The sequence below is a fragment of the Amycolatopsis sp. NPDC005003 genome (assembly GCF_053600695.1).
On sequence record NZ_JBSGAI010000018.1, the window covers coordinates 95,295 to 112,163 of the forward strand.

Sequence of the window (16,869 nt, forward strand, 5' to 3'; positions counted from 1 at the left end):
CGATGATCATCGACAGCCCGGGGCTGCTCGCGGCATTCCCGACCGTCGGAGCCGCGGAACCGGTGACCACCTACGGATCCTGGCGGCCGGGAGAGTTTCGCACGGTGGACCTTCCCGCCGGCCGTCTGGTTCTGGTGGGCCAGTGTCCGGCAAGCGACCGAGTGCTCCGTGAGGACTTCCAGCGTGCACTGGACGCCGACCGGCTGGAGTGGATTGTACGGTGGCCGGGCAGCTACCTCGCTGTCGTGGTGCGCCCCGAGGATGTCACCGTGTTCGTCGACCTCGCCGGTCAGTACCCGGTCTACTACCTCTCGGCGGCCGGCCGTACGGTGCTGGGTACCCGTCCCGGCGAGACGGCCCGGTATGCCGGGCTGAGACCGGAGCCGGATGTTCTGACGCTCCTCACCGAAGTGTTCTGCCCGGGTGTACCGATCGCGGCGTCGAAGTCGCCTTATCGCGGGCTCCATCGGCTGGGGGGAGGCCAAGCTCTGCGGATCGGGCGAGACGGCCGTTGCCGCACTTGGATCTACGAAACTCTTCTCCCCGGGGCGACGTCGACGCTGGAAGAGGCGGCGCACGCTTTGCGCGCTGCCTTGGAGCAAGCTGTCCGGAGCCGGGCCGCCGCGGGAATGACGGCCGACTTCAGCGGTGGCCTGGACTCGACGTCGATCGCGTTCCTGGCTGCCCGGCACCGGAACGAGGATCTGCCCGTCTTCACATATCACCACCCGGAAGCTCCGGCGGAAGACGTCGAGCATGCGGAACGCTATCTGGAGCTCGACCGGCGGCTGCGGGCCAACTTCGTTCACGGGACGCGCAATACGCTGACCTACCAAGGCCTGGACAGTGCGTCACCGACCGACGTGCCGGACCCGGGAGCGGTCACGCATCGGCGAACGCAGCTGCGGCTGCAGTACATCGCCGATGTCGGCAGCACCGTCCACCTCAACGGGGAGGGGGCAGACGCGTTGCTCGTCGCAGCCCCTGGGTATCTCGGTGACCTCGTCCGCTGCGGGACGCTGAGAAGGTTCGGGCGCGAATGCCGTGAGCTCGCGCGCGAACGTGATGTCGCTCCGGTACGGGTACTGGCTAGGTCGGCGAAGCTCTCGGCGAGGCCGTTGCGGCGAGCGCTCAGGATGTTCGCCGAACGGCTGGAGCGGCCGCCGGACCGCCACGTCGAATGGCTGGACGCGATCGCATGGTGGCCGGGACCGGGCCGAGAAGCTGCGTGGTTGAATCCGCCGTTCCGTCGCGAATTGGCGGACTGCCTTCGGGAAGCGGCGGAGACCACGACGGTGGCGGCTCGAGTGGGTGACCTCACTGCGCTGTCCGAGGTGCGTGCCGCCGGGACAGTGCAAGGGATACTGGACCATCGCGCACGGCAGTTCGGTATCTGGCCGCAGGCGCCGTTCCTCGACAATGACGTCGTCCGGGCTTGTCTCATGCTGCCCGCATATCGCCGGGCAGACGCGAACGCGCGCAAGCCTCTGCTCGGTATGGCACTTACCGGGTTGGTGCCTGGTGAGGTGTTCGCCCGGCGTACCAAGGGAAACTACATCGGAGAAGATTATCGCGGCGTGCGGTTGGCTGCCGGCGAGCTGATGGACCGGGTGTCACGGATGCGGCTGGTCGAGTTCGGCGTGATCGATCCCGAGCCGGTCCGGGCTTCGGTGCGGCGGGCAGCGGCGGGACTGCCGGCGCCGTTTCCCGCCCTGAACCGGCTGCTGGGTGCGGATCTGTGGATGAGCGGTTTGGGGAAGGGGCGGTCATGACGGTGGTTCACGTGGCCGCCGATCATGGCGGAGGCCTGATCATGAACACGCGGGCGGGTCGCTGGTACGCCCTCAACGCCACGGCGGAGCTGATGGTCAGGGAGCTGCGGCGAACCGGCGATGTCGATGCCGTAGTGCGTGCGGTCGCGGCGATTTTTCCCGGCGTACCGGAAAGCCGGATCCGCGGCGACGCCGAAGATCTGGCGAGGCAGGTGCCGGTTCGGAAGCTGGTCTCCTTTGCCGGCTCGTCGGACTTGACGGTCAGTGAAGCACGGGTCCCGGCGGTTGCCGAGCCAGGTGTGCGTCGACGTTGGCTCCGGAGCCGGGTGTCATTGGTCTTGGCGATCTTGCTTCTGTGTCTGCCGTTCCACTGTGCTGTCCAGGCCGTCTCGACACTGCGACGACTGGGCCGGAAGCCGGCCACGGTCGGTCAAACCGCCGAAGTGCTCGCTGCGGTCGATCGCGCGGCCAGGCTTTTTCCCTGTCGGGTAGCCTGCCTTGAGCGGACACTGACCGCTGTGCTCACGTCGGCATTGTGTGGCTTCCGCCTGAACTGGGCAATCGGCGTTGCCGAGGACCCGTACCGCTTCCACGCTTGGGTCGAGGCTGAGGGCAAAGCGATCGTGCTGAACGGTGATTGCAGCTCTGCCGAATTCCGAAGAGTGCTTGTCATGTGAACACAGGAACGGCTGCGAACCTTGTGGCTCGCAGCCGTTCCCGATCCGCCCGGTCAGTGCTCCAGCAGGTCGACCAGGTAGGCCCACTGGTGCGCCGGCACCAGGATGATCACCACGATCACGGTGATCCACCAACGCAGCGGCACTGAAGGCAAATCGATGCAGCGTGCCTCCAGTGCAAAGCGGATCTTCACTTGCTCCTCCACCTCCATGGAATTTCGTGCTGAACTCGTTGGTTCGAGTCTGGCACAAGTCTCGGAGAAGCAAAGTTCGGCGTAGATCGAGATATGCGCAATCGCGGCGACGTGCTGCTGGTTCGAGGGCGACGAACCGGCTTCGGATTCAAGTTCGCGAGATTTCCGTCCGGCGCCTTGTCCGTAAATCTGAAGGAAATGATCTGGCTCTGCCCGCGGAGCGGGGTGTCGCAGTGGCTTACGGCTGACGGGGGTGAAGCCGGGCGGAGTTCCGCGGTTGCCGCACGCTTACACTCCGCGCACTCTGCCGGGGATCGTGCAGAGATGATGCCGTGGAGTTTGTAATTGAACGGCCGGGGAGGTTGCCGGCGGCTTCCCCGGTGAACTTGGGCCATGCATCCGTGGTCGTGAGGTGCCGCCTATCGCCCATGGCCGGTGGGGAGAACTGTAGCCGAGATTCACCCGTACGGGTGATGCCTGGTGTCGGCGCGTTGACCGGACTACCGCGCCGCAGCCAGCGGCGGCCGCTGACCAGGTTGTCGGAGGACGACTAACCGGGCCGGCTGTCGTAACAGATTCACGGGAGCCGACGATCTCAGTCCCACAACCGGCGTTGTCGGTGCGCGGCCAGGGGAGAGGCGAGGACGTGGCTTTGTTCGGCGGTCGGGAAAACGGGGAACTGGCCGCGTTGCAGCAGCAGCTCGGTGCTGCGCATGCCACGATCGCGGAACTGCGGGGATGGGTCACCCAGCTGCGAGGCGCGGAGACGCCCGCCCTCGAAGCCGACCTGCGGCGGCTGCGCTCGGTCGTCGAAAACGCGAAGCAGGAAAGCCTGGCGCTGAACAGCTCACTCGGTCAGCAAAAATCCGAACTGAGGGCGTGGCAGTCGAGGCTCATCGAGACGCGAGAACTGGCGTTGCTGCAAGAGGTCGGCGTCTACGAGTACGCCCATCCGCTGGACGACGCCGTCGCGTACAAGGACGAGCTGAAGCGGCTGCGTGAGCAGATCAAGCTCGAGGCCCGGGGCAACGCGGTGAGCTGTCAGGTCGACTGGGCGGTCAACGGCTCGGTCAAGGAGGGGCAGAAGCTCGGCCGGGACATGGCGAAGCTGATGCTGCGTGCCTACAACGCCGAAGCCGACAACGCCGTCCGGGTGGTCAAGCCGCATACCCGGGAGGCGGTGAAGAATCGGTTGTCGACCACGCGGGACACCATCGGCCGCCTCGGCGTCCTGATGCGGATCGCCGTCTCGGACGGCTACCACCGGCTTCGGCTCCGTGAGATCGACCTGACCGCGGATTACCTGGTGAAGGTCGAAGCCGAACGAGAGCAGGCCCGGGCGGAGCGCGAACGGCTTCGCGAAGAGGCAAAGGTGATGAAGGAGATCGAGCGGGAGCGTGCCCGGTTGGCCAAGGAACGGGCGCACTACGCCACGGCGTTGGCCAAACTCGAGGCCAAAGGGGACGTCGACGGTGTCGCGCGGACCCGGGAACAGCTGACGTCGATCGACGAGGCCATCGCCGGGGTCGAGCTGCGCGCCGCCAACATCCGGGTCGGGCACGTGTACGTGATCTCGAACATCGGTGCGTTCGGGCCGAACGTCGTCAAGATCGGTATGACGCGGCGGTCGGAACCGCGTGACCGGGTCCGCGAGCTCGGCGACGCGTCCGTGCCGTTCCGCTTCGATGTCCACGCCTTGGTCTTCTCCGAGGATGCCGTGTCACTGGAGACCGAACTGCATCGGCGGCTCAGCCACAAGCGCGTCAACCTCGTCAACATGCGGCGGGAGTTCTTCTACGCCACTCCGGCGGAAGTGAAGGAGCACCTGCTGGCCATCCGCGATGCCCATGTCCTCGAGTACACCGACACGCCCGAAGCCGTCGAGTGGCGCGCGTCCGAACCGGGTCGGCGCGACACCGGTGAGCTGGCTGTGCCCGTCGGAGCGCCGGCGCTCCCGGCCGTGCTGACGGACGCGGACGGCGATCTCTCCGACGACGGTGGTGAGTAGGGCGTGGCGCAGCCACCAGGCACCGCGGGCCGCCCGCAGGGATGGTTCACCGATCCGCTGGACGAGCGGTTGAACCGCTACTGGGATGGACGGCGCTGGACGTTCCACACCGCGGAGCCGGTCGCTCGGCCCGCAATGCCGGCGAATCCGGCACCGAGACCGGTGGAACCGGCTCCGGCCCTCCGGCCGGACATCGCGCACGCGGTGAGCAGGGTGAGCGGCCTGCTCGTCGGCTCCATGAAGGAGGTCAACCTGCTGGCCGGCCACCTCCGCCCCGAGGAGCGGGTCCTGGCGCTGACCGGGGCGCAGGGAGAGGGCTTCGGTGTACTCGCGTGCACCAGCCAACGGCTGTTGTTCCTCTTCGTCGGCATCGTGCGCAAGCAGGTTCTCGAGGTCGACTGGAATCTGGCCAAGGCCGCGGTCTACAACCGGTCGACGAAGTTCCTGGCGGTGTACACGACCCGGCCGACGAAACGTGCGGTCCCGGCCATGGCCATCCGGGTGAGCAACGCGGCCGACGCGCAGGCGATCATGGCTGCGGCGGAGGTGGCTTCGGCCGCGCCGCGGCTCGACATCTTGTGAACGGGTCGGTCAAGCGGTCAGCCAGTTCGTCTCCGCCGGAAGCGGGATGCCGTAGCGGCTCGCCTGGGTGATCGCCTCCTGGAAGGCCGTCGCCGCCGGGGCGAGGGGGCGGTGGGGGACGCGGACGATCGCGATGCTGCGTTCCGTTCGCGGGTTGCCGAGTGGCCGGTGGTGCAGGCCGGCGAATGTCATCAGGGGCAGCACCAGGCCCGGGACGGCGGACACGCCGAGCCCGGCGGCGACCAGGCCCGCCACCGCGCTGATGTTGCGGGCTTCGACGGCGTTGCGGGGCCGGGTGCCCGCCTCGGCGAACGCGCGGTCGAGGTGGCGGCGGATGCTCGTGGTGGTGTCGAAGGCGATGAACGCCTCCGCGGCCAGGTCGGTCCAGCTGACCTCCGCCGCGGCCGCGAAGGGGTGGCCCGGCGGGAACACGCAGCAGAACCGGTCGGTGGCCACCGGGGTGACGGCGAGGTCGTCGACCGGTTCGCCGGAGACCACCGTGACGGCGAGATCGACGTCGCCGTCGCGCAGGCGCTCGAGCACTTCGGCGGCGAGTGCGTCCTCTATGGACAGCCGGACGCCCGGGTGGGCGCGCTGGTACACCGACACGATCGACGGCAGCAGGATCGCCGCCAATGAAGGAAGCGTCGCGACGCGGACCCGGCCGCGCTGCCCGTCGAGGAAACCGGCGAAGTGCCGCAGGTTCGCGTCGAACGCCGCGACGGTGCTGCGCGCGATCGTGACGAACTCGCGGCCCTCGGTGGTCGGTTCGAGCCGCCGGGTCGTGCGTTCGAACAGCGCGACCCCGAGCCGGCGCTCCACTTCGAGCACCGTCCTCGACAGCGACGACTGCGCCTGCAGCAGCACCTCGGCGGCCGCGGTGAAACTGCCGGCGTCGTGCACCGCCACCACGACGCGGAGCTGCTGAACGGTCAGGTCCATGCGCATGGCGCATGAATGTATCGGATATTGATGCTTGCCGCGCGTGGCACCGGGCCGGGAAGGTGAGCGCACTCGAAGGAGGTCAAGGATGCTCGCCGCGAGTGGCTTCGTCACGATCGCCCTGTTCCTGGTGGCGGTGCTGTCCCGCCGGGTCTCGGTGCTCATCGCGCTGACCGCGCTGCCGGTGCTCGTGGCCGTGGCCACCGGGCACGGCGGCGCGCTCGGGACCCTGATCGGCGGCGGCCTGGTCAAGGTCGCGCCGGTGGCCATCATGATCACGTTCGCCGTGCTGTACTTCAGCCTGATGATCGACGCCGGGTTGTTCGACCCCGCCGTCGCGCGGGTGCTCCGGTGGGCGAAGGGCGACCCGCTGAAGATCACGGTCGGCACCGCGGTGCTCACCCTGCTGGTCGCGCTCGACGGCGACGGCGCCTCGACCTTCCTGATCACCGTGTCGGCCCTGCTGCCGATCTACGACCGGCTGGGCATGCGGCGGATCGTCCTCGCGGGCGTGGTCTGCCTGGGCGCGGGCGTGATGAACATGGTTCCGTGGGGCGGCCCGACCGCCCGTGCCATGGCCGCGCTGCACCTCGGCTCCGGGGACGTCTTCGTGCCCGCCATCCCCGCCATGGTCGCCGGCATCCTGTGGGTGCTGCTCGCCGCGGTCCTCATCGGACGGTCCGAGCGCAGGCGGCTCGGCGTCGTCGAGCTGGACGACCTGGTGCCCGCGCCGGAACCGCGCACCGGCTGGGCCCGCTTCCGGTTCTGGTTCAACGTACTGCTGACCCTGGCACTGGTCGCAGTGCTGCTCGCGCAGCTGTTCCCCCTGGAGGTCGTGTTCGTGGTCGCCTTCGTCGTCGCGGTGATCGTCAACCGGCCGAAGTGGGAGCAGCAGCAGGAGCTGTTCGCCAAGCACGGCAGCAACGTCGTGCTGGTGACCACCATGATCTTCGCCGCGGGCGTGTTCACCGGGATCCTCGGCGGCACCGGCATGATCCAGGCGATGGCGCACTGGCTCGTCGGGATCATCCCGCCCGGCGCGGGTGGGGTGCTGCCCGTCCTGGTGGCCGTCACGAGCATGCCGCTGTCGCTGGTGTTCACCCCGGACGCCTACTACTTCGGGGTGCTGCCGGTGCTGGCGGAAACCTCCGCCGCGCTCGGCGGCAGCCCCGCCGAGATCGGCACCGCGGCCATCCTCGGCCAGATGACCACCGGGTTCCCGCTGAGCCCGCTGACCGCGTCCACCTTCATCCTCGTCGGCATGAGCGGCGTCGAGCTCGGTGCGCACCAGCGGTTCGTCTTCAAGTGGGCGTTCGGCACGACGCTGGTGATGACCGCCGCGGCGCTGCTCACCGGCGCCATTTCGTTCTGACAGGGGAGAATCCGCGTGCGTACCACCAGGATCGGCAGCGGGGCGGGGTTCTCCGGTGACCGGATCGAGCCGGCCGAGGACCTGCTCCGCCGCGGGAACCTGGCCGACCTCGTGCTGGAATGCCTGGGCGAGCGGACGGTCGCGCTCGCCCAGCAGCGCAAGCTGGCCGACCCGGCGCAGGGGTACGAGCGGAGGCTGCCGGCCCGGTTCTCCCGGCTGCTGCCCCTGGCGCGGCGCGCCGGGGTGCGGATCGTGACGAACATGGGCGCCGCCAACCCCGAAGCCGCGGGCCGGGTCACCCGGGACCTGCTCGACGCGCACGGGCTCGGGGGCCGGGTCGCGGTCGTCACCGGCGACGACGTGCTCGACACGCTCGACCTCGACGCCCCGGCGTGGGAAACCGGGAAACCCCTGCGGGAACTCGGCGAGATCGTGTCGGCCAACGCCTACCTCGGCGCGGAGGCGCTGCTTCCGGCCTTGGGCGCCGACGTGGTGCTCACCGGGCGGGTGGCCGACCCGTCGCTGTTTGTCGCCCCGCTCGCGGACCGGCTGGGCTGGGACCTCGACGATCCGGCGGCGATCGCCGCCGGCACCCTCGCCGGGCACCTCCTCGAGTGCGCGGGCCAGCTCACCGGCGGCTACTTCGCCGACCCCGGCCACCAGGACGTGCCGGACCTGGCCGCGCTCGGCTTCCCGTTCGCCGACGTCGATTCCGCCGGTACCGCGCGGATCGGGAAGCTGCCCGGCACCGGCGGGCTGCTGTCCCGCGCGACCGTGCGCGAGCAGCTGCTCTACGAGATCACCGACCCGGCCGCGTACCTGACCCCCGACATCACCCTGGACGTGCGGGGCGTCTCGATCGCCGAGACCGGCCCCGACGCGGTGCGCGTGGCGGGGGCCCGCGGGACGCCCCGCCCGGACCGGCTCAAGGTGAGCGTCGGCTACCGCGCCGGGGCCAAAGTGGAGGCCGAGATCTCCTACGCCGGCCCCAACGCCGCGCGTCGCGGCGCGCTGGCCGCCGAGGTCGTCACCACCCGGCTGGCCGGCCTGCCGATCCGCGCCGAGGTGCTCGGCGGCGAGACCTGCTGCCGGCTGCGGGTGGCGGCGATCGGTCACGACCGAGACCTGCTCGACCGCGTCGGGGACGAAGTGGAGTCCCTGTACACCAACGGTCCCGCGGGCGGGGGCGGCGTGCGGGTGCACATCACCGAGGTGATCGGGATCGCCTCGACGCTCATCCCGCGCGAAGCGGTCCGCCCGTCCGTCACCTTCCTGGAGGCACCTGGTGCTGCTGCATGAACTGGCGCACTGCCGCGCGGGGGACAAGGGCGACGTGGCGACGCTGTCGGTGTTCCCGCGCGCCGACGAGGACTACCCGGCGCTGGTCCGCGTGCTCACCGCGGCCCGGGTGCGCGCGCACCTCGACGGCCACGTCACCGGCGAGGTCGTCCGGTACGAGCTGCCCGGCCTGTGCGCGCTGCACTTCGTCTGCCGCCGGGCCGCGGGCGGGGTCACGACGTCCCTGGACCTGGACACGCACGGCAAGTCGCTGAGCTCGCGCCTGCTTTCCCTCGAGGTCTGAAGTTCACAGGCGGGCGACACCGAGGTCGCGGACCACGGCCGCCAGCGCCCGGACCATCTCGTTGTCGGTGTCGGCGCGCCACACCAGGCCCCAGCGCAGGCCCGGCCAGTCGTGGATCGGCAGGTACACGATGTCGGGCCGGGCGTGGTAGCGCGCCACGTGCGCGCCGAGGTTGTGGAAGCCTTCGCCGTTCCCGACGTGGGTGAAGATGTCGTCGAGGCTCGCGATGTTCGGCGGGCGGCGGTCGATCGCCCGGCCGCTCTGCGTCCGGAACGGCGTGAACGCGTCGGCCCAGTAGTCGGGGCCTTCCGGGCCCTGCAGGATGCCGTGGTCGCCGAACACCTCCAGCGACACCGACTTCTCCGCGGCCAGCTCGTGGTCCGCCGCCAGCAGCAGCACGCTGGATTCGGTGTAGACGGTCGGGCCGACGGTCAGGTCGGGCTCCTCCACCGGCAGCCAGGCCACGAGCACGTCGATGTCGCCGTTGCGGATCGGGACGAACGCGTTGACGAACGGGTTGTGGCGGATGTGCAGGCCCCACTGCGGGTGCCGGGCCCGGAACGCCTCCCAGTACGGCCGCAGGTCGTGCGCGTTCGCCGGCAGCATGCCGACCCGCAGCACGCCGGTCTTCCCCTCGGCGGCCAGCCGGGCGCGGGCCATGCCCTCCCGCAGGGACCGGTACGCGGGCAACAGGTCCGTGCGCAGCCGCTCGCCGACCGGGGTCAGCCGCACCGACCGGCTGGTGCGCTCGAACAGCGCGGCGCCGACGCCGCGTTCCTGCTTCTTGATCGCCTGGCTCACCCGGGCCTGTGACACGTGCAGCCGTGCCGCCGTCCGGCCGAAGTGGAGCTCCTCGGCGAGCGTCAGGAATATCTCGATGTCCCGCAGTTCCAATCCGTGCCCCCAGGATCGATAAGTGCCGTGTTATGCCCAAGATGCCAGAATCGTCGTTGTTCCCGGGCGGCCCGGCCCCGATGCTCTGAGGCATGTTGCAGACGATGAATGGGGACCGGGCGACCGCGAGCCGGCTCCGGGACGTGCTGAGCCGGCACGTCGAGGTCGGGACGGTGCCCGGGCTGGTCGCGCTGGTCGGCCGCGGCGACGACGTGCACGTCGAGGCACTCGGCACGCTCCACGAGGGTGGCACCACGCCGATGGGCCGGGACACGATCTTCCGGATGGCCTCGCTGACCAAGCCGGTCACGGCGGCCGCGGTGATGCTGCTGGTCGAGGAGTGCCGGCTGCGCCTCGACGACCCGGTCGAGACGTGGCTGCCCGAGCTGGCCGGGCGCCGGGTGCTGACCCGGATCGACGCGCCGCTGGACGACACCGTCCCGGCGGCCCGCTCGATCACCGTGCGGGACCTGCTGACCCTGACCTTCGGCTTCGGCGTGGTGTTCGCGCCCTGCCCGGTCCTGGAGGCGGCGCTGGAGCTCGGCGTCGTCGGCGACGGCACGGCGAACTGGCCCACGATCGGCCAGGACGAGTGGCTGCGCCGGCTGGGCACGCTCCCGCTGATGTACCAGCCGGGGGAGCGCTGGCAGTACCACGTCGGCTCGGACGTGCTCGGCGTGCTCGTGTCGCGGGCGGCGGGGCAGCCGTTCGGCGCGTTCCTGGCCGAGCGCCTGTTCGGCCCGCTCGGCATGGTGGACACGGGTTTCCACGTGCCGGCGGACAAGATCCACCGCCTGCCGACGAGCTACGCCCACGACCCGACGACCGGTGAGCTGACGGTGTGGGACGAGGCCGGCGGCGGCAAGTACAGCCGCCCGCCGGCGTTCGAGGCGGGCGGCGACGGCCTGGTGTCCACAGTGGACGACTACCACGCGTTCCTGCGGATGCTGGCGGACGGCGGCGTGCACGGCGGACGGCGGGTGCTCTCCCGCGCGACCGTCGCGCTGATGACCATGGACCACCTCACCCCGGCCCAGAAGGTGGAGAAGGACCAGTACGGCGACCACTTCGGCCGCCACGGCGGCTACGGCTTCGGCATGGCGGTCCGCACCCACCGGCGTGACCTGGCCTCGCCGGGGCAGTTCGGCTGGGACGGCGGCCTCGGCACGACCGCCTACGCCGACCCGGCGGCGGACCTCGTCGGCATCCTGCTGACGCAGACCGCCATGGACTCGCCGGACACCCCGCGGCTGCACCAGGATTTCTGGACCGCCGCCTACCAGTCCCTGGACGGCTGACCCGGAGCCCGAGCGGCCCGGCGGGGCGCCGGGTCCCGGTGGTGCCGCACCCCCTGCGGCCGGCCGTGGCACCTAAGGTGGGCAGGGTCCGTCGTGAGCAGAGGAGTGCGCATGCAAGGAGTGGATCCCTCGGTGCCGCCCAGTGGTACCGGTTGTGCGGACTGCGACGCCGCCGATCCGCAGGGCTGGTGGTTCCACCTCCGGCGGTGTGCGGAATGCGGGCACATCGGGTGCTGTGATTCCTCGCCCGGTCAGCACGCCAGCGGGCACGCCGCCGCCAGCGGGCACCGGCTGGCGCGCAGTTTCGAGCCCGGCGAAGAGTGGTTCTGGGACTACGGCGAAGAGGTCCTCTACGAATCCGGGCCCGCCCTCGCCGCTCCCGAGCACCGGCCGTTGAGCCAGGCCGCACCGGGGCCGGCCGAGCGGGTGCCCGCCGACTGGGCCAAGCACCTGCACCGATAACCCGGTTTCTGTCTCGTTGACAACCTAGGCGGCACGCAGGGCGAGTGATATTCTGACTTGAAACGTTTCAACAATGCTGTGGAGCGTTCATGTCCGGATATCGCGTGCTGCTCGCCGTCCTGTCCGCCCTCCTCTTGCTCGCGCCCCCGGGCGTCGCCGCGCCCGACGCGGCGATCCGGGTGGACGACCTGCGCGTCGACAACGTTGTCAACCCGCTGGCCGCCGGTTCCTCCCCGACGCTGAGCTGGAAGCTCCGCTCCGAACGGCCCGGAGAACGGCAGACGGCGTACCGGATCCTCGTCGCGAGCGACCCGCGGCTCCTCGGCGAGCACCGCGCCGACGTCTGGGACAGCGGGCGGATCGCGAGCGGCGACTCCGTGGCCGTGCCCTACCGGGGGCCCGCCGGAGCCGCCGGGAAACGGAACTACTGGACCGTCGAGGTGTGGGGCACCCGCGGCGGGCCGCCCGCCAAGGCCGCGCCCGCGTGGTGGGAGACCGGGGCCGGCTGGGCCGGTGCCCGGTGGATCACGCCCGACACCGGGGACGCCTACGCCTGGCAGGACTTCGTCCTCGACGTCGACTTCACGATCAAGGCCGCGGCCGCCGGCGTGGTCTTCCGCGCCACCGGCCCCGACGACTTCCTCCTGTGGCAGGTCAACGCGGCCGAAGTGCCCGGCAAGGTCCTGCTGCGGCCGCACGTGAAGAGCCACGGGTCCTTCACCCTCCTCGGCGAGGTCGACGTCAGCCGGCTCGTCACCGTGAACACCCCGCACCACCTGCGGATCGACGTGCGGGGGAGCACCGTCGTCACCGCGATCGACGGCACCGAAGCCGACTCGCGGACCGTCGACGCCGTGCGCACCGGCACCATCGGGTTCCGGACCTCGGTCAGCCAGGGCACGCCCGAAGCCGCCGCCTACGACAACCTGAGCGTCCACGGCCTCGACGGCACCCCGCTGTTCTCCGACGACTTCTCGTCCGCTCCGGACGCCCGGTTCCCGGGAGCCGCGGTCACCGACGGCAAGCTCGAACCCCAGGGCGATCCGCTCCTGCTCGCCCAGTCGCCGGACGCGCCGCTGCTGCGGCACGAGTTCGTCCTGGACAAGCCGGTCGCGAGCGCCCGCGCGTACGTCCACGGCCTCGGCTTCTACGAACTGCACCTCAACGGCGGAAAAGTCGGCGATCAGGTGCTCACGCCGGGGAACACCCCGTACGACCGGCGCCTGCTCTACGACTCCTACGACGTCACCCAGCAGGTCCACAAAGGACTGAACGCGGCCGGCCTGTGGCTCGGCAACGGGTACGGGCCGCGCTTCAGCCAGTACGGCTTCCGCTGGACCGGCCCGAAACAGGGCATCCTCGCGCTGGCCGTCACCTTCACCGACGGGACCGGCCGGACGATCACGACCGACGGTTCCTGGCGCTGGTCGGACGGCCCGGTGACGGCCAACGACCTCTACGCCGGGGAAAGCCACGACGCCCGGCTGGCGAAACCCGGCTGGGACCGCCCGGGCTTCGACGACTCGGCCTGGCACCCGGTGCGGACCGCGGCCGCCCCGGCCGGCGAGCTCACCGGCTCCACCGCGCCGCCCATCCGGGTCGTCCGCACGCTCCGGCCGGTAGCGGTGACCCGGCCGCGGGACGGCGTGTACGTCTACGACTTCGGCGAGAACTTCGCGGGCTGGGCGCGGCTGCGGGTCGCCGGGCCGGCGGGCACGACCGTGCGGATGCGCACCGCGGAAGAGCTGACCGCCCAAGGCATGCTCGACACCGCGACCAACCGCAACGCCGCCGCCACCGACTCGTTCACCCTCGGCGCCACCCCCGGTGTCCAGGTCTACGAGCCGCGGTTCACCTACCACGGCTTCCGCTACCTCGAGCTCACCGGCTACCCGGGGACACCGGACCTCGGCAGCGTCGACGGCCGGGTCGTGCACGCCGACGTCGCCGCCACCGGGCACGTCGAGACGTCCGACCCGCTGTTGAACGCGATCTGGGCGAACAACCGGCGGGCGGTGCTGAACAACTCGATGAGCCTGCCCACCGACAACCCCGTCCGCGACGAGCGGACGCCGCCGGGCATGGACGTGCAGGCCTACCACGACGCCGCCGTCCTCGACTTCGGCATGGCAGCGTTCTACGGCAAGTACCTGCTCGACCTGCCACCCGGACGGGCGTTGCCCAGTGACGACGGAAACGCGCAGCTGCCGGACATGGGCGGCGGGTCGGTCGACCTGGCCTGGTCGCTCTACGAGCAGTACGGCGACCTCCCGCGGTTGGCCGCCGCGTACCCGTCGATGAAGGCGTTCGTGGACACGAACGCGGCCGCCCACCCCGGCCACATCTGGCCCGACGACCGCGGCTTCGGCGACTGGTGCCCACCCGACCGGAGCCCGAACGCCAACGGCGGCCAGGGAAGTCCCTCGGCGGGAGCGTGTTTCAGCGAGCGTCCGCTGGTCAACACCGCGCTGTCCTACCGGCAGGCCGAAGCCGTCGCGAAAGCCGCGCGGGCGCTGGGGAAGACCGCCGACGCGGCCCGCTTCACGGAGCTGGCGGCCGCGATCGCCGCCGCGTTCAACGCGCACTTCCTCGACGGTGCCACCTACGGCGACGGACGGCAGACGACCGGCATCCTCCCGCTGGCCTTCGGGATCGTGCCGCCGGACAAGGTGGCCGCGGTCGGCGCGAAGCTCGCCGAAACGATCCTGGTCAAGGACGGCGGCCACCTCGACACCGGAATCTTCGGCACCCGGTACCTGCCCGAAGCGCTGGCCAAGGCCGGCCGCATCGACGTCGCCCTGACCGTGCTGCGGCAGCGGACTTACCCCGGCTTCGGGTACGAAATCGGCCGCGGCGCGACGACGCCGTGGGAGCAGTGGACGTACGAGTCCGGCATGGAAACCCACGACCACGCGATGTTCGCCGGGATCAACGCCGCGTTCTACACGCAGTTCGCCGGCATCACGCCCGCGGCGCCGGGCTACGCGTCGATCGCCATCGCCCCGCAGGTGCCCGCCGGGCTCGGGCACGTCGCGGCGTCGGTCGACACCGTCCGCGGGCCGGTCGCCTCCGCGTGGACGCAGACCGGCTGCCGCTTCGACCTCACCGTCACCGTGCCGGTCAACGCGACCGCCACGGTCACCCTGCCCACCGGGCAGCGGATTCCCGTCGGCTCCGGCACGTCGAAGTTCACCGCCCGCCACTGCCCCTGACCCGAGGAGAGCCCGTGCACCGGATCCTGCTGACCGCCCTGCTGGCCGCCGGTCTCCTCGCCCCGGCCGGGGTGGCGGACGCGGCCGTCTCCTACCCGAGCCTCGCCGCGGCCTTCGACAACGCCGGCACCAGCCCGGCCGGGTCGCCGTCGGCCGCGGACCTGGACGGCTCCGGGCACAGCTTCGTCGCCGAAGACTTCACCGCGGCGGGCTGGAGCCGCGGCCGGGCCGTCACCGTCGACGGCGCGCCGCTGACGCTGCCCGCCGCCGCGCCGGGCACACCGGACAACGTGGTCGCCGACGGCCAGCGCATCCGAGGCCGGTTCGCCGGTGCGGCACTGTCGTTCCTCGTGACCAGCACCGGGGCGGCGGCCGAGGGAACCGGGACGCTCGAGTACGCCGACGGGCACGTCCGGGGCTTCCGGCTGGGCGCGCCCGACTGGATCGTCGGGCCGGGCAGCAGGCTCACCGTGGCGTTCCCGCGGTGGAACACCCCGGACGGCCCGGGTGCGGTCCCGGCCAAGCTCTACACCGTCTCCGTCCCGCTCGACCCCGGCGCCGCGGTCACCGCCGTCACCCTGCCGAAGCCGGGCCCGGGCGGCCGGCTGCACGTCTTCGCCATCGGTGCCCGGCCCACGGCCGGCCCCTGGACCGCGACCTGGGCCACGGCCACGGACGACGGACTCGCGCCCTGGCCGTGGACCGAACGCACGCTGCGCATGGTGGCGCACACCAGCCGCGGCGGCACGAGTGTGCGGATCCGGCTGGACAACGCCTACGACCCCGGGCCGCTGGTCGTCGGCCACGCGACCATCGCGGTCCGGAGCGTCGGCGCGGTTCCGGCCCGCACGCCGGTCACGCTCACCTTCGGCGGACGCCGCGAGGCCGCGCTGCCCGCCGGCGGCCAGGCGATCAGCGACCCGCTGCCGTTCTCCGTGCCCGCCGGCGCGGACCTGCTCGTGAGCCTGTACCTGAAGGGCACGGTGACCAACGCGCCGATGCACAGCGTGGCGCTGCAGGAGATGTACACCACGGCCGACGGCACCGGGGACCACACGGGCGACGGGGTCGGGTTCCCCTCCGCGGGCACGTTCGGCTTCTGGACCGTCCTGGCCGGGATCGACGTGACCGGGCCCGGCAGCACCGGCACGATCGTCGCGTTCGGCGACTCGATCACCGACGGCTGGTCGTCCACGCCGAACACGAACAGCCGCTGGCCGGACTTCCTGGCCCGGCGGCTGCCGGGCCGTGCCGTCGTGAACCAGGGCATCTCGGGCAACCGGATCCTGCAGGACGCCTTCAGCGGCTACCCCGACGGCCGCACGGCCGGCGTGAACGCGCTGGCCCGGCTGAACCACGACCTGATCAGCCAGCCCGGCGCGCGGACCGCGATCGTCCTCGAAGGCATCAACGACATCAACACCGGAGCGAGCGCCGAAGACGTCATCGCCGGCCTGAAGCAGCTCGCCGCCGAGCTGCACGCCGCGCGCATCCGGGTGCTCGCCGGCACGCTCACGCCGATCAAGGGCTGCGGCTGCAGCAGTGCCGCGCACCTGGCGGCGCGGAACCAGGTGAACGCCTTCATCCGGGACAACGGCGGGGTGTTCGACGGCCTCGCCGACTTCGACGCGGCCGTCCGCGACCCGGCCGATCCGGAGGCGATGCGGGCGGTCTACGACTCCGGCGACCACCTCCACCCGAGCGACGCGGGGTACCACGCCATGGCCGCCGCGGTCCCGCTCGACCGGCTGTGATCGTCCACTTCGGAGTGGGTGGGTGGTACCGCGGTACCACCCACCCACCGGAATTCCGCCGCCGGTACCACGGATCGCCCCGGTCGCGCTCCTAGCGTGGGACGAGACGGGCCCGAGGAC

At 71.1% G+C, this 16,869-nt stretch carries 14 protein-coding genes; 11 read left to right on the forward strand and 3 right to left on the reverse strand.

Features of this window, described 5'->3' with window-relative positions:
- The first annotated feature begins 2 nt into the window (after nucleotides 1-2).
- Nucleotides 3-1,772, forward strand: coding sequence for an asparagine synthase-related protein (locus ACWED2_RS21990; protein WP_449692339.1), 1,770 nt, complete (start codon nucleotides 3-5; stop codon nucleotides 1,770-1,772).
- A complete protein-coding gene (locus ACWED2_RS21995; RefSeq protein ID WP_449692340.1) occupies nucleotides 1,769-2,449 on the forward strand; it encodes a lasso peptide biosynthesis B2 protein in 681 nt (226 codons plus the stop codon). The genes ACWED2_RS21990 and ACWED2_RS21995 overlap by 4 nt, the downstream gene beginning before the upstream one ends.
- 53 nt (nucleotides 2,450-2,502) lie before the next feature.
- Here the strand turns inward: ACWED2_RS21995 and ACWED2_RS22000 are convergent, their stop codons facing one another.
- Nucleotides 2,503-2,661, reverse strand: coding sequence for a hypothetical protein (locus ACWED2_RS22000; protein ID WP_449692341.1), 159 nt, complete (start codon nucleotides 2,659-2,661; stop codon nucleotides 2,503-2,505).
- 628 nt (nucleotides 2,662-3,289) lie between these two features.
- Between ACWED2_RS22000 and ACWED2_RS22005 the strand changes: the two genes are divergently transcribed.
- A complete protein-coding gene (locus ACWED2_RS22005; RefSeq protein ID WP_449692342.1) occupies nucleotides 3,290-4,651 on the forward strand; it encodes a DUF4041 domain-containing protein in 1,362 nt (453 codons plus the stop codon).
- A 3-nt stretch (nucleotides 4,652-4,654) separates the two neighbouring features.
- Nucleotides 4,655-5,233: a DUF2510 domain-containing protein gene (locus ACWED2_RS22010; protein ID WP_449692343.1), complete on the forward strand. Its 579-nt coding sequence runs from the start codon at nucleotides 4,655-4,657 to the stop codon at nucleotides 5,231-5,233.
- A gap of 9 nt (nucleotides 5,234-5,242) precedes the next feature.
- Here the strand turns inward: ACWED2_RS22010 and ACWED2_RS22015 are convergent, their stop codons facing one another.
- Nucleotides 5,243-6,181: a LysR family transcriptional regulator gene (locus ACWED2_RS22015; RefSeq protein ID WP_449692344.1), complete on the reverse strand. Its 939-nt coding sequence runs from the start codon at nucleotides 6,179-6,181 to the stop codon at nucleotides 5,243-5,245.
- Nucleotides 6,182-6,263: 82 nt separating this feature from the next.
- Here ACWED2_RS22015 and ACWED2_RS22020 point away from each other — a divergent pair, with 82 nt between their 5' ends.
- From ACWED2_RS22020 to ACWED2_RS22030, 3 genes are read left to right on the forward strand one after another with little or no spacing between them, the layout of a single operon-like run.
- Entirely contained in the window at nucleotides 6,264-7,547 is a 1,284-nt protein-coding gene (locus ACWED2_RS22020; RefSeq protein ID WP_449692345.1) for a CitMHS family transporter, read from the forward strand.
- Nucleotides 7,548-7,562: 15 nt separating this feature from the next.
- Nucleotides 7,563-8,846, forward strand: a complete 1,284-nt coding sequence (locus ACWED2_RS22025; protein ID WP_449692346.1) for an acyclic terpene utilization AtuA family protein — start codon at nucleotides 7,563-7,565, stop codon at nucleotides 8,844-8,846.
- Complete coding sequence (locus tag ACWED2_RS22030) at nucleotides 8,833-9,129, forward strand: AtuA-related protein (protein ID WP_449692347.1); 297 nt, start codon at nucleotides 8,833-8,835, stop codon at nucleotides 9,127-9,129. Before ACWED2_RS22025 ends, ACWED2_RS22030 begins: the two co-directional genes overlap by 14 nt.
- A 3-nt stretch (nucleotides 9,130-9,132) precedes the next feature.
- Here ACWED2_RS22030 and ACWED2_RS22035 read toward each other — a convergent pair whose 3' ends face one another.
- Complete coding sequence (locus tag ACWED2_RS22035; RefSeq protein ID WP_449692348.1) at nucleotides 9,133-10,023, reverse strand: LysR family transcriptional regulator; 891 nt, start codon at nucleotides 10,021-10,023, stop codon at nucleotides 9,133-9,135.
- A gap of 92 nt (nucleotides 10,024-10,115) precedes the next feature.
- Between ACWED2_RS22035 and ACWED2_RS22040 the strand changes: the two genes are divergently transcribed.
- The 4 genes from ACWED2_RS22040 to ACWED2_RS22055 all read left to right on the forward strand — a co-directional run bounded on the left by ACWED2_RS22040 (nucleotide 10,116) and on the right by ACWED2_RS22055 (nucleotide 16,749).
- Nucleotides 10,116-11,321: a serine hydrolase domain-containing protein gene (locus ACWED2_RS22040; protein WP_449692349.1), complete on the forward strand. Its 1,206-nt coding sequence runs from the start codon at nucleotides 10,116-10,118 to the stop codon at nucleotides 11,319-11,321.
- Nucleotides 11,322-11,432: 111 nt separating this feature from the next.
- Entirely contained in the window at nucleotides 11,433-11,783 is a 351-nt protein-coding gene (locus ACWED2_RS22045; RefSeq protein ID WP_449692350.1) for a UBP-type zinc finger domain-containing protein, read from the forward strand.
- An 89-nt stretch (nucleotides 11,784-11,872) separates the two neighbouring features.
- A complete protein-coding gene (locus ACWED2_RS22050) occupies nucleotides 11,873-14,995 on the forward strand; it encodes a family 78 glycoside hydrolase catalytic domain (protein ID WP_449692351.1) in 3,123 nt (1,040 codons plus the stop codon).
- Nucleotides 14,996-15,009: 14 nt separating this feature from the next.
- The gene (locus ACWED2_RS22055) at nucleotides 15,010-16,749 is read left to right on the forward strand and encodes an SGNH/GDSL hydrolase family protein (protein WP_449692352.1); all 1,740 of its coding nucleotides are present in this window, start codon (nucleotides 15,010-15,012) and stop codon (nucleotides 16,747-16,749) included.
- Nucleotides 16,750-16,869 lie beyond the last annotated feature (120 nt).